Below are 13,063 nucleotides of genomic sequence, written 5' to 3'. Positions count from 1 at the left end.
TTCGCCGCAAAACCAGCGCTGGCGCTGTTCGCCGGCAAGTCCGACACCGACTAAGCTAATGCAAAAAAGTTATTTATTTTCATTTTCTTAGATCACTTAGGCTTCTCGCCATCCATTCCCCCGAATGCCTGACGAGAGGTTCACCATGATCCCGCACGCTCCGCTGCGCCTGTTCGCCGCCCTGACCCTCGCCAGTGCCAGTTGGCTGGCCCAGGCCGCCGACCTGACCGTGGCCTACCAGACCACCGTCGACCCGGCCAAGGTCGCCCAGGTCGACGGCGCCTATGAAAAAGCCAGCCAGGCCAGCATCGACTGGCGCAAATTCGACAACGGCGCCGATGTGATCACCGCCGTGGCCAGCGGCGACGTGCAGATCGGTTACCTCGGCTCCAGCCCGCTGGCCGCCGCCGCCACCCGCAAGCTGCCGGTGGAAACCTTCCTGATCGCCACCCAGATCGGCGCCGGCGAGGCGCTGGTAGCCCGCGACAGCATCAAGACCCCGCAGGACCTGGTCGGCAAGAAGATCGCCGTGCCGTTCGTATCCACCGGCCACTACAGCCTGCTGGCCGCACTGAAGAACTGGAACATCGACCCGGCCAAGGTGCAGATCCTCAACCTGGCGCCACCGGCGATCATCGCCGCCTGGAAGCGCGGCGACATCGACGCCACCTACGTCTGGGACCCGGCCCTGGGCGTGGCCAAGGAAAACGGCAAGGTGCTGATCACCTCGGGCGAACTAGCCACCAAGGGCGCGCCTACCTTCGATGCCTGGATCGTGCGCAAGGACTTCGCCAGCAAGCACCCGGAGATCGTCAAAGCCTTCGCCAAGGTCACCCTCGACGCCTACGCCAACTACCGCAACGACCCGCAAGCCTGGCTGGCCGACCAGGACAACGTCGCCAAGCTGGCCAAGCTGTCCGGGGCCAAGCCTGCTGACATCCCGGTGCTGCTGCAGGGCAACGTCTACCCGCTGGCCGCCGACCAGGCCAGCGCCCTCGGCGCGCCGACCACCCAGGCGCTGCGCGACACCGCGACCTTCCTCAAGCAACAAGGCAAGGTCGACGCGGTACTGCCGGACTACGCGCCCTACGTCAGCGCCCAGTACCTCCCCAACTGATACCGCACGGAGCCCGTCATGGCCTTGCTCGAACTGGAGCGCATCAGCGCACAGTACCCCGGCGCCAGCACCCCGGTGCTGGCCGACATCAACCTGAGCCTGGGGCCGCGCCAGTTGCTGGTGGCCCTCGGCCCTTCCGGCAGCGGCAAGACCTCGCTGCTCAACCTGATCGCCGGCTTCGTCGCCCCCAGCGGCGGGCGCATCAGCCTCGACGGCGTGCCGGTGCAAGGCCCGGGCGCCGAACGCGGCGTGGTGTTCCAGGACGATGCCCTGCTGCCCTGGCAGGATGTGCTGGGCAATGTCGCCTTTGGCCTGGCCCTGGCCGGCATGCCGCGCCCACAGCGTGAAGCCAAGGCCCGCGAGATGCTGGCCCTGGTCGATCTGGCCGGCTTCGGCGAGCGGCGCATCTGGCAACTGTCCGGCGGGCAGAAGCAACGCGTGGGCCTGGCCCGGGCACTGGCCGCCGACCCTCGGGTGCTGTTGATGGACGAACCGTTCGGCGCCCTCGACGCCTTTACCCGCGAACAGATGCAAGAGCTGCTGCTACAGGTGTGGCAGCGCACCGCCAAACCGGTGTTCCTGATCACCCATGACATCGAGGAAGCGGTATTCCTCGCCACCGAGCTGGTGCTGTTGGCGCCCAACCCAGGTCGGGTGGTCGAGCGCTTGCAACTGGACTTCGGCCAGCGCTATGCCGCCGGCGAGTCGGCCCGGGCGATCAAGTCCGATCCACGCTTCATCGAGACCCGCGAGCACGTGCTGGCGCGGGTGTTCTCGCAACGCCAGACGGCACCACAGGAGGCATCCGCATGAGCAGCCTGGACCTGCCGGTCGCCGCCAAGCGCCCGATCAAACCCACCACGGCCAAGCCCCGCCGCCCCTTGCCTACGCGCTGGATCAGCACCCTGACCCTGGTCACCCTGCTGCTGGCCTGGTGGCTGGTGACCGCGGCCGGCTGGGTCGAACCGCTGTTCCTGCCCGCCCCCGCCGATATCCTCGCCAAAGCCTGGACCCTACTGACCCAGGGCTACATGGACGCCAGCCTGTGGCAGCATCTGGGCGCGAGCCTGGGGCGCATCGGCCTGGCGCTGCTGGCCGCCACCCTGACTGCCATCCCGGTGGGCATCGCCATCGGCTACAACCGCGTGGCCCGCGGCATCCTCGACCCGCTGATCGAGTTCTACCGGCCGATCCCGCCCTTGGCCTACTTGCCGCTAATCGTGATCTGGTGCGGCATCGGCGAGCTGTCCAAGGTGCTGTTGATCTACCTGGCGATCTTCGCCCCGATCGCCATCGCCACCGCCACCGGCGTGCGCACCGTCGACCCGGCCAAGCTGCGCGCCGCGCAGTCGCTGGGGGCGAGCAAGGCGCAACTGATCCGCCACGTGATCCTGCCCAGTGCCCTGCCCGACATCCTCACCGGCATCCGCATCGGCCTCGGCGTGGGCTGGTCGACCCTGGTGGCCGCCGAGCTGATCGCCGCCACCAGCGGCCTGGGCTTCATGGTGCAGTCGGCGGCGCAGTTCCTGGTCACCGATGTCGTGGTGCTGGGGATCCTGCTGATCGCCCTGATCGCCTTCGCCCTGGAGATGGGCCTGCGTGCCCTGCAGCGCAGGCTGGTGCCCTGGCACGGCCAGAGCCACTGATGACTGACCACGCCGGCAGCCCGGCGCCTGATTGAAGAGACCGACATGAGCCTGACCATCACCCCCATCAGCCCGGCCCTGGGCGCGCAGATCAGCGGCGTGGACATCAGCCGCGATATCACTGCCGAACAGCGTGACACCATCGAGCAGGCGCTGCTCGAGCACCAGGTGCTGTTCTTGCGCGACCAACCGATCACCCCCGAGCAGCAAGCGCGCTTCGCCGCCCGCTTCGGCGACCTGCACATCCACCCGATCTACCCCAACGTGCCGGAAACGCCCCAGGTGCTGGTGCTCGACACCGCCGTCACCGATGTGCGCGACAACGCCGTGTGGCATACCGACGTCACCTTCCTGCCGACCCCGGCACTGGGCGCGGTGCTCAGCGCCAAGCAGTTGCCGGCCTATGGCGGCGACACCCTGTGGGCCAGCGGCATCGCCGCGTTCGAGGCGCTGTCGGCGCCGCTGCGCGAGATGCTGGACGGTTTGACCGCCACCCACGACTTCACCAAGTCGTTCCCGCTGGAGCGCTTCGGCACCACCGCCGAGGACCTGGCGCGCTGGGAAGCGACCCGACGCAACAACCCGCCGCTGTCGCATCCGGTGGTGCGCACCCATCCAGTGAGCGGACGCAAGGCACTGTTCGTCAACGAAGGGTTCACCACGCGCATCAACGAACTGAGCGATCTGGAAAGCGAGGCGCTGCTCAAGCTGCTGTTCGCCCATGCGACGCGGCCGGAATTCAGCATTCGCTGGCGCTGGCAGGAAAACGACGTGGCGTTCTGGGACAACCGCGTGACCCAGCATTTCGCGGTGGATGATTACCGGCCCAACCGGCGGGTGATGCATCGGGCGACCATCCTCGGGGATGCGCCGTTCTGACAGGCAGCAGGGAGGCCTTTGGCCTCCTTTCGCGCCACAAGGCCGCTCCTACAGGGGACCGCATTTTCATGTAGGAGCGGCCTTGTGTCGCGAAAGGGCCGCGAAGCGGCCCACAGCGGTCTATCTGACCAGATGCAGGAACTGCATGTGCCGTTCGTACTGGTCGAGGATGTCGTTGATGATCTGCTCCTTGCTGTAGCCGACCAGGTCGTAGTTCTGGCTACCCTCGGACAAATGCACCTCCGCCCGGTAATAGCGGCGGTTCTTCAACTCCTGCGTACCCAGGCCACCCAAGGCGAACGATGGGGTGAAATACCCGCGCATCTGCACCTGGTAGATGAACGGCTGCTCCTCGCCATGGCCGATCTTCAGGCTGACGTTGTCGTGGCTCGGGTCGTCCTGGGTGATCAGCACCAGGCCCTTCTGCTCGAACACCTCACGCACGTCGGCAATGGCCGGGCGCACCACGTCGTCCATGAAGCGATACACCTCATCGCGTGACGGGAAGTGCACCGCCTGGCTCAGGCGCTGGCGCCAGCCGCCACGACCACGCCGGGACTGGGCGAACGGCGCCAGCGAGTGCATCTGCGCGATCTGCCGCTGCGACTCGAGGTAGAAGGCCTTGTGCAGCCCCCACATCATGCACAGCAGGATCAACGAGAACGGCAGCGAAGTGAGCACCACCGCCGACTTCAGCGAATCGATGCTGCCGGCGAACAACAGCCCGCTGGTGACCAGCGCGGTCATCGCACCCCAGAAGATCCGCAGCCAGTTCGGCCCGTCTTCATCCGCACCACCGCCCTTGGCCGACAAGGTCGACAGCACCACGGTGCCGGAGTCGGCCGAGGTGACGAAGAACACGAAGCTGATGAACACCGTCACGGCGATCACCGTCTTGCTCCACGGATAGGTCTCCAGCAGCAGGTACAGGCTCATCGACGGGTTGTCGAGGGCCGACTGGCCTAGGGCGGTCATGCCGTGGTTGATCACCTGGTCCAAGGCGCTGTTGCCGAAGATCGACATCCACGCCAGGGTGAAGCCCAGCGGGATCAGCAGCACGCCGAAGACGAACTCGCGGATGGTGCGCCCGCGCGAGATGCGCGCGATGAACAGCCCCACGAAGGGCGCCCAGGCAATCCACCAGGCCCAGTAGAACACCGTCCAGCCGCCCAGCCAGTCACGCTGCTCGCCGTAGGCGTAGACGTCGAAGCTCTTGCGCGGCAAGGCGCCGAGGTAGTCGCCAAGGTTCTGGATGAGCGTGTTGAACAGGTGTTGGGTGGGCCCGGCGAACAGCACGAACAGCAGCAAGGCGCAGGCCAGGAACAGGTTGATGTCGCTCATCACCCGCACGCCCTTCTCCACCCCGGCGACCGCCACGGCCACCGCCGCGCCCATCATCAGGGTGATGAGGATCACCTGGATCCACTGGCTGTGGCTGATGCCGAACAGGTAGTCGAGACCGGCGTTCAGGTGCAGCACACCGAAGCCCATGTCGGCGCCCAGGCCGAACACCGTGGCGATGATGCCGAAGCCGTCCACCGCGTAGCCGATCGGGCCGTTGATGCGCTTGCCGATCAGCGGGTACAGCGCCGAGCGCAGAGCCAACGGCAGGTTGTGGCGGTAAGCGAAGTAGGCCAGCGCCATGCCGACGAAGGCGAACACGCCCCAGCCATGCAGGCCCCAGTGCAGGAACAGGATCTGCATCGCCTGGCGTCCGGCCTCGGCCGTGCCCGCCTCGCCCTGGGGCGGCTGCAGCATGTGCGTCAGGGGCTCGGAGACGCAGAAGAAGAACAGCGTGATACTGATGCCGGCGGCGAACAGCATGCCGGCCCAGGACAGGTAGCTGAACTCGGGTTCGTCGTGGTCGGCACCGAGCTTGATCTTGCCGTAGCCGGACAGCGCGGTGACCACCACGAAGACCAGGTACAGGGTCATGGCCAGCATGTAGTACCAGCCGACCGTGTTGGCCGCCCAGTTCTGCGCCGCCAGCAACCACTCGCCCGCCGCTTGCGGGTAGGCGATGACCACCAGGCCGAAGATGAGGATGAAACTTGCCGCGAAGTAGAACACGGGGGGGTTCATGCGGATCTTGCCGTTGGCAAGGTCGGGGGTCGGTGCACTCATGAAACGGGCACCTCGTCACAGAGCGTGAGGTTCGGATTGAACGGGTTCAGCAAAGGCAATCCCTCCTGATGAACACCGGCAATGGACCAGCGTTTTTCGTTGAACAAGCGTTCAAGTTAACCATGGATCGGCTTTCAATGCGACCCGATGCCGCTGGGTGGGCCACGATCGAGGCTGCGTCGCAGCCCATCGCCGGCAAGCCGAATCCTACGCTCTAGACGGTTTGCGCTACAGAGTAGGAGCCTGCTTGCCGGCGAACAAATCAGAAAAGCCAACAGCAATTCGTGATCAGTTCTTGTCCTGGCAATCGAGCTGCAAGTTGGCCTGGGTGATATTGCTGTCGGCCGGCACGCTGCGGGTCAGCCATACGTTGCCGCCGATGGTCGAGCCCTTGCCGATGGTGATGCGCCCCAGGATGGTCGCGCCAGCATAGATCACCACGTCGTCCTCGACGATCGGGTGCCGTGCCAAGCCCTTGTGCAGGGTGCCCGACTCGTCGCTGGGGAAGCGCTTGGCGCCAAGGGTCACGGCCTGGTAGATGCGCACCCGCTCGCCAATGATCGCGGTCTCGCCGATGACCACGCCGGTGCCGTGATCGATGAAGAAGCTCGGGCCGATTTGCGCGCCGGGATGGATGTCGATGCCGGTGGCCGAATGCGCCAGCTCCGAGCTGATCCGCGCCAGCAGCGGCAGGCCGGCGCGATACAGGTGGTGAGCCAGGCGATGGTGGATGATGGCGAGGATGCCCGGGTAGCACAGCAGCACCTCGTCGACGCTGCGCGCCGCCGGGTCACCGTGATAGGCGGCCAGCACATCGGTGTCGAGCAGCACGCGCAGCGCCGGCAAGGCCGCGGCGAAGTCCTGGATCAGGCGCAGGGCATGGCTGTCGACATCGGTGACATCGGTCTTGCCATGGCGCGCGGCGTAGCGCAGTTCCAGGCGCGCCTGGGCCAACAGCGCGGTCAGCGCGGCATCGAGGGTGTGGCCGACGTAGAAGTCCTCGCTTTCCTCGCGCAGGTCCACCGGGCCCAGGCGCATCGGGAACAGCGCGCCGCACAACTGCTCGAGGATCTGCCGCAGCGCCTCGCGCGACGGCAACTCGCGCCCGCCCTGCTCGCCGCTGCTGCGGCCATTGCTGCTGCGCCATTGCTCACGGGCGCCGCGCAGGCCACTGACGATGCCCTGCAATTGCCAATGCCCGATTGATGGTTGTTCGCTCACGGTGTTCTCCTGCCCGGCGGCTTTCTCGATATGCATGCGTCCCCTGTAGGAGCGGGTGTGAACACGATACGGCATATCCCCCTCTTGGAAAAAACAACGCTTTATTCCATCCTGCGCTAAGTCGGGCATAAGCAGTGCTGACGGGCCCTCCATTCCTGGCTACCCTCAATGCTGCCGATGCATGCTAAAAGGCAAAATAGGAATAACAAACAGTTTTTTTATTATTTCCCAGCCTATGCAGCCCACCTCTATAGTCGCCACCCACCACTTCCACAACAAGCGCGGGGCCAGCCAATGACCAGATTCACCAAACCCCTTCTCAACGCCAGCCTGGCGCTGCTGCTCGGTACCGGCCTGCTCGGCCAGGCCTTCGCCGGCGAGCAGCTGAAGACCATCCAGGAAAAGGGCGTGATCAACGTCGGCCTGGAAGGCACCTATCCACCGTTCAGCTTCCAGGACGAAAACGGCAAGCTGACCGGCTTCGAGGTTGAGCTGTCCGAGTTGCTTGCCAAGGAGCTGGGGGTCAAGGCCAAGGTCCAGCCGACCAAGTGGGACGGCATCCTCGCCGCACTGGAATCCAAGCGTCTCGACGTGGTGATCAACCAGGTGACCATCTCCGAGGAACGCAAGAAGAAGTACGACTTCTCCGAGCCCTACACCGTTTCCGGCATTCAGGCCCTGGTACTCAAGGGCAGTGACAACGAGAAAAACATCAAGACTGCCGCCGATCTCGGTGGCAAGAAGGTCGGTGTCGGCCTGGGCACCAACTATGAGCAATGGGTGAAACAGGATGTGCCGACAGCCGATGTGCGCACCTACGAAGATGACCCGACCAAGTTCGCCGACCTGCGCAACGGTCGTATCGACGCCATCCTGATCGATCGCCTGGCTGCACTCGAGTACGTCCAGAAAACCGCCAAGGACAAGAAACCGACCGCACTCGCTGGCGAGAAATTCTCCAAGCTGGAATCGGGCGTGGCCTTGCGCAAAGGCGAACCTGAACTGCTCGATGCGCTGAACAAGGCCATCGACAAGCTCAAGGCCGACGGCTCGCTGGCCAAGCTGTCCGAGAAATACTTCGGTGCCGATGTCACCAAATGATCGCTGAAAGCCTGCAACTCGTTGTCGATTCCGCGCCCTTCCTGCTCAAGGGCGCGGGCTATACCGTGGTGCTCAGCGTCGGCGGCATGTTCTTTGGCCTGGTGCTGGGCTTTGCCCTGGCGCTGATGCGCCTGTCAAAGATCCTGCCGCTGGACTGGCTGGCGCGCATCTACGTGTCGTTCTTCCGCGGCACGCCACTGCTGGTGCAGCTGTTCGTGATCTACTTCGGCCTGCCACAAATCGGCATCGAGCTCGACCCGATCCCGGCCTCGCTGATCGGCCTGTCGCTCAACATGGCGGCGTACATCTGCGAAATCCTCCGCGCGGCGATTTCTTCGATCGACCGTGGCCAGTGGGAAGCCGCCGCCAGCATCGGCATGACTCGCACCCAGGCCATGCGCCGGGCGATCCTGCCGCAGGCGCTGCGCACCGCCTTGCCGCCGCTGGGCAACAGCTTCATCTCGCTGGTCAAGGACACCGCCCTGGCGGCGACCATCCAGGTGCCCGAGCTGTTCCGCCAAGCGCAGTTGATCACCGCACGGACCTTCGAAGTCTTCACCATGTACCTGGCTGTCGCCGTGATCTACTGGATTCTCTGTAGCATCCTGGCGCACTTGCAGAACCGCATGGAAGCGCGGGTCAACCAGCACGACCAGGAGCACTGAAGATGATCGTAGTAGAAGGCCTGACCAAGCAGTTCAAGGGCCAGACCGTGCTCAAGGGCATCGACCTGACCGTGCAGCCCGGCGAGGTGGTGGCCATCATCGGCCCCAGCGGCTCGGGCAAGACCACCTTCCTGCGCTGCCTGAACCTGCTGGAGACACCCGATGCCGGGCGGATCCAGATTGGCGAGATCAGCATCGACGCCAACCGTCCGCTGGGAAGCCAGCAAGGGGCGATTCGGCGCCTGCGCCAGCAGGCCGGGTTCGTGTTCCAGAACTTCAACCTGTTCCCCCACCGCACCGCCCTGGAGAACGTCATCGAAGGGCCGGTGATCGTCAAGAAGACCCCACGGGACAAAGCCATCGAGCTGGGCAAGCGCTTGCTGGCCAAAGTCGGCCTGGCGGGCAAGGAAGACGCCTATCCACGGCGCCTGTCCGGCGGTCAGCAGCAGCGGGTGGCCATCGCCCGCGCCCTGGCCATGGAGCCGGAGGTGATCCTGTTCGACGAGCCCACCTCGGCGCTCGACCCCGAGCTGGTGGGTGAAGTGCTGGCGACCATCCGCGGCCTGGCCGAGGAGCAGCGCACGATGATCATCGTCACCCACGAGATGAGCTTCGCCCGCGACGTGGCCAACCGGGTGATCTTCTTCGACAAGGGGGTGATCGTCGAGCAAGGCGAGGCCAAGGCGTTGTTCGCCAACCCGCAGGAAGAACGCACGCGGCAGTTCCTGCGCAAGTTCCTCGGCACCGCCGCCGCCCAGGACTGACCGGCAGCCACGCGGGGCTCAGGCCTCGCGCAGGTTGTGGCACCGGCGAAAGCGCGCTTCCAGGTTGCGATCGGGCATCTGGTGGCTGCGCAGGGCGTTGAGGGTCTGCTCCACATAATCCCGGGTACTGCCATAGCGCCCCTTGGCGCTGGCGAGAATCTGGCTGAACAGGGGATCCGGCAGATTGCCGGCGTAGCACGGCAGGTGCCGCTCCAGCACGAAGCCCAACGCCTGCACCTTGCTACCATCGCCCAGGCGGCAGCTGAGCCAGTGCGGACGATAGGCCGGGTACGGCATTTCGCGCTGCCACAGGGCCATGAGCGAGTCGTCGAGGTTGCTTTCATCCAGGCGGTAGGCGAAACCGCTGCAGGAACCACCGCGGTCCAGGCCGAACACCAGGCCCGGGCACTCTGGGGTGCCACGGTGCTCGTGGGACCATAGGTACAGGCCACGGTGGTAGCCATGCACCCGTGCCCGCTGACGCTCGATCGAGTTGCATTCGGGGCGCCAGATCAATGAACCGTAGGCGAACAGCCAAACTGGGCCGCCCTCATGCTGGGACATGGTGTCCTGCATCGAGCGCTGCAGTTGTTCGGCGGTGAGTTGTTGGCCGAAGTCGAGCGACGGCGGATAGGAGACTTGCCAGGATGAACTTTCAAGTGTCGACATGAGCTGCCGCCATTATTTCCTGTGAACTACCAAAGTGCAGGTATTGCCGTGTCTGTTCGGCGGCTATCGCGGGGGAGCGGGCTTGCCCCGCGATGGGCGTTGCGCCTAACGTAAGGCAGAACGTACTTTGCACTCAACCCCGAAAACAGGATTTCATTAAAGCATCCGCTGAACGGAAACTAATAGTCCGAGTATAGCGAAACTTATTACCCGCACCGGTAACAATCCCCGCCATATAATCAACCGGAAAACGCTTGGTTATTAAACCCGGCACCCCCTCGCGGCGTGCCGAGTTGTTTCAACCCCGCGGCGCGTAAGCGAATACGTCGGCGCGCATGCGATGGGCATCCATACCCGCCTCGACCAGGGCATCGAGGGTGGCATAGACCATGTTCGGCGAGCCGCTGGCATAGACATGCACCTGGTTGAGGTCGGCGATGTCTTCGCACACCGCTTCGTGCAACAGACCGCAACGCCCTTCCCAACCGCACAGGTCGCTGACCACCTTGTGCAGGAACAGGTTCGGCAGGCGCTCCCACTGGTCCCAATGCTCGATCTGGTAGAAGTCCTCGGGCCGGCGCACGCCCCAGTACAGGTGCACCGGGTGCTTGAAGCCCTTGGCCCGGCAGTGCTCGACCAGGCTGTGCATCTGGCCCATGCCAGTGCCGGCGGCGATCAGCACCAACGGGCCATCGGGCAGTTCGGCCAGGTGGGCGTCGCCAAACGGCAGCTCGACCCGGGCGATGCCATCACGCTGCAACTGCTTGATCAACTGCACCGCGCTGCTTTCGCGGGCCAGTACATGCAGCTCCAGGTCGCGCCCGCCATGAGGCGCCGAGGCCAGGGAGAACGCTGCCTTGTCCATGCCCTCGCGCTCGATCATCAGGTATTGCCCGGCGTGGTAGCGGGGCGGCTTGCCGGCCGGCGCGCGCAGACGCACGCGCCAGACGTCGCCACCGACCTCGCGGCACTCGCTCAGGGTACAGGCCAGCTTGCGCACCGGCAGCTCGCCCAGGGCCAGCACACCATCCCACAGCAACACGCAATCCTCCAGCGGCTCGGCGATGCAGGTGAACAGCTCACCGTGATCGCGGACCTGGCCTTCCTGGCGCACACGGCCTTCGACCAGCAGCGCGGCACACACATGGCAGTTACCGTTGCGGCAGCTGCTCGGGCAGTCGTAGCCCAGGCGCCGCGCGGCATCCAGAATCCTTTCACCCGGTTCGACCGCCAGTACCGCCCCGGAAGGCTGCAAGGTTACCTGCATCAATCTATTCCCAACTGGTCCCACAACTCATCGATACGGCGGGTGACGGCCTCGTCCTTGACGATGACCCGACCCCATTCGCGTGTAGTCTCGCCCGGCCACTTGTGGGTGGCATCCAGGCCCATCTTCGACCCCAGCCCCGATACCGGCGACGCGAAGTCGAGGTAGTCGATCGGGGTGTTGTCGATCATCACCGTATCACGCTTGGGGTCCATGCGCGTGGTGATGGCCCATATCACATCGTTCCAGTCGCGGGCGTTGATATCGTCGTCGGTTACGATAACGAACTTGGTGTACATGAACTGTCGCAGGAACGACCAGACACCGAGCATGACGCGCTTGGCGTGGCCCGGATACTGCTTCTTCATGGTCACCACCGCCATGCGGTACGAACAGCCTTCCGGCGGCAGGTAGAAGTCGGTGATCTCGGGGAACTGCTTCTGCAGGATCGGCACGAATACTTCGTTCAGCGCCACGCCGAGAATCGCCGGCTCATCCGGCGGCCGGCCGGTGTAGGTGCTGTGGTAGATCGGCTTTTGCCGGTGGGTGATGCGTTCGACGGTGAACACCGGGAAGCTGTCCACTTCGTTGTAGTAGCCGGTGTGGTCGCCGTACGGGCCTTCCGGGGCCATCTCGCCGGGATGGATCACGCCTTCGAGGATGATCTCGGCGGTTGCCGGTACCTGCAGGTCGTTGCCACGGCACTTGACCAGTTCGGTGCGGTTGCCACGCAACAGGCCAGCGAAGGCGTACTCGGAAAGCGTGTCCGGGACCGGGGTCACGGCACCGAGGATGGTCGCCGGGTCCGCGCCCAACGCCACAGCTACCGGGAACGGCTGGCCAGGATGCTTCTCGCACCATTCGCGGTAGTCCAGCGCCCCACCGCGGTGGCTCAGCCAGCGCATGATCACCTTGTTGCGGCCAATCACCTGCTGGCGATAGATGCCCAGGTTCTGGCGGTCCTTGTTCGGCCCGCGAGTCACGGTCAGGCCCCAGGTAATCAGCGGCGCAACATCGCCAGGCCAGCAGTGCTGGATCGGCAGCTGGCCGAGGTCAACGTCATCGCCTTCGACCACGATTTCCTGGCATACCGCGTCCTTGACCACCTTCGGTGCCATGGACACGACCTTCTTGAAGATCGGCAGCTTCGACCAGGCGTCCTTCAGGCCCTTCGGCGGCTCGGGCTCCTTGAGAAACGCCAGCAGCTTGCCGATCTCGCGCAGTTCTTCGGTGGACTCGGCGCCCATGCCCATGGCCACGCGCTCGGGGGTGCCGAACAGGTTGCCCAGCACCGGGATGTCGAAGCCGGTGGGCTTTTCGAACAGCAAGGCCGGGCCCTTGGCGCGCAGCGTGCGGTCGCAGACTTCGGTCATTTCCAGTACAGGGGAGATGGGAACCTGGATGCGCTTGAGTTCACCGCGCTGTTCCAGGCCGCGGATGAAGTCGCGCAAGTCGCGATACTGCATGCAAGGGCCTCGTGTTGGGCGTATCGGTCGGGGTGCAGAGTGTAGCGCCGTTCACGCCTTGTTTGGGGGCAAAAATGAACTGGGGCCGCTTCGCGCCCCATCGCCGGCAAGCCGGCTCCTACAAGGTTCGTGTAGGAGCCGGCT

Annotated in this window: 12 protein-coding genes; 7 read left to right on the top strand and 5 right to left on the bottom strand. The window is 64.8% G+C overall.

The annotated features are described in order from the left end of the window. Positions 1 to 145: 145 nt before the first annotated feature. The 4 genes from tauA to tauD are packed head-to-tail and all read left to right on the top strand — an operon-like array spanning position 146 to position 3,642. The gene (gene tauA / locus ACODS5_RS23135; RefSeq protein WP_134692888.1) at positions 146 to 1,117 is read left to right on the top strand and encodes a taurine ABC transporter substrate-binding protein; all 972 of its coding nucleotides are present in this window, start codon (positions 146 to 148) and stop codon (positions 1,115 to 1,117) included. A gap of 18 nt (positions 1,118 to 1,135) precedes the next feature. Then, positions 1,136 to 1,930 (top strand): taurine ABC transporter ATP-binding subunit, encoded by a 795-nt coding sequence (gene tauB, locus ACODS5_RS23130; RefSeq protein WP_489109741.1) that lies wholly within the window; start codon positions 1,136 to 1,138, stop codon positions 1,928 to 1,930. Then, positions 1,927 to 2,763 carry a taurine ABC transporter permease TauC gene (gene tauC / locus ACODS5_RS23125; protein ID WP_134692886.1) on the top strand — a complete coding sequence of 279 codons (837 nt, stop codon included), beginning with the start codon at positions 1,927 to 1,929 and terminating at the stop codon, positions 2,761 to 2,763. Before tauB ends, tauC begins: the two co-directional genes overlap by 4 nt. 45 nt (positions 2,764 to 2,808) lie before the next feature. Beyond that, a complete protein-coding gene (tauD, locus tag ACODS5_RS23120; RefSeq protein WP_134692885.1) occupies positions 2,809 to 3,642 on the top strand; it encodes a taurine dioxygenase in 834 nt (277 codons plus the stop codon). 120 nt (positions 3,643 to 3,762) lie between these two features. Here tauD and betT read toward each other — a convergent pair whose 3' ends face one another. Both betT and epsC read right to left on the bottom strand, forming a co-directional pair. Beyond that, positions 3,763 to 5,724: a choline transporter BetT gene (betT, locus tag ACODS5_RS23115; RefSeq protein ID WP_167659503.1), complete on the bottom strand. Its 1,962-nt coding sequence runs from the start codon at positions 5,722 to 5,724 to the stop codon at positions 3,763 to 3,765. A 330-nt stretch (positions 5,725 to 6,054) separates the two neighbouring features. After that, positions 6,055 to 6,987 carry a serine O-acetyltransferase EpsC gene (gene epsC, locus ACODS5_RS23110; RefSeq protein ID WP_489109746.1) on the bottom strand — a complete coding sequence of 311 codons (933 nt, stop codon included), beginning with the start codon at positions 6,985 to 6,987 and terminating at the stop codon, positions 6,055 to 6,057. A gap of 294 nt (positions 6,988 to 7,281) precedes the next feature. On the opposite strand from epsC, the gene tcyJ reads away from it, so the two are divergent. The 3 genes from tcyJ to tcyN are packed head-to-tail and all read left to right on the top strand — an operon-like array spanning position 7,282 to position 9,517. Continuing rightward, a complete protein-coding gene (gene tcyJ, locus ACODS5_RS23105; protein WP_134692883.1) occupies positions 7,282 to 8,088 on the top strand; it encodes a cystine ABC transporter substrate-binding protein in 807 nt (268 codons plus the stop codon). Then, positions 8,085 to 8,753 carry a cystine ABC transporter permease gene (gene tcyL / locus ACODS5_RS23100; RefSeq protein WP_134692882.1) on the top strand — a complete coding sequence of 223 codons (669 nt, stop codon included), beginning with the start codon at positions 8,085 to 8,087 and terminating at the stop codon, positions 8,751 to 8,753. The genes tcyJ and tcyL overlap by 4 nt, the downstream gene beginning before the upstream one ends. A 2-nt stretch (positions 8,754 to 8,755) precedes the next feature. Next, complete coding sequence (tcyN, locus tag ACODS5_RS23095) at positions 8,756 to 9,517, top strand: L-cystine ABC transporter ATP-binding protein TcyN (RefSeq protein ID WP_134692881.1); 762 nt, start codon at positions 8,756 to 8,758, stop codon at positions 9,515 to 9,517. Between the two features lie 18 nt (positions 9,518 to 9,535). Here tcyN and ACODS5_RS23090 read toward each other — a convergent pair whose 3' ends face one another. The 3 genes from ACODS5_RS23090 to ubiD all read right to left on the bottom strand — a co-directional run bounded on the left by ACODS5_RS23090 (position 9,536) and on the right by ubiD (position 12,919). Further along, positions 9,536 to 10,186: a gamma-glutamylcyclotransferase gene (locus ACODS5_RS23090; protein WP_489109740.1), complete on the bottom strand. Its 651-nt coding sequence runs from the start codon at positions 10,184 to 10,186 to the stop codon at positions 9,536 to 9,538. Between the two features lie 298 nt (positions 10,187 to 10,484). Beyond that, positions 10,485 to 11,453, bottom strand: a complete 969-nt coding sequence (locus ACODS5_RS23085) for a CDP-6-deoxy-delta-3,4-glucoseen reductase (RefSeq protein WP_134692879.1) — start codon at positions 11,451 to 11,453, stop codon at positions 10,485 to 10,487. Beyond that, the gene (gene ubiD, locus ACODS5_RS23080) at positions 11,453 to 12,919 is read right to left on the bottom strand and encodes a 4-hydroxy-3-polyprenylbenzoate decarboxylase (RefSeq protein ID WP_186660587.1); all 1,467 of its coding nucleotides are present in this window, start codon (positions 12,917 to 12,919) and stop codon (positions 11,453 to 11,455) included. The genes ACODS5_RS23085 and ubiD overlap by 1 nt, the downstream gene beginning before the upstream one ends. Positions 12,920 to 13,063: the final 144 nt, after the last annotated feature.

Source organism: Pseudomonas sp. FG47 (genome assembly GCF_057809115.1).
The sequence above is the reverse complement of the archived record's forward strand: the minus strand, read 5'-3'. Positions and strand labels throughout refer to the sequence as shown.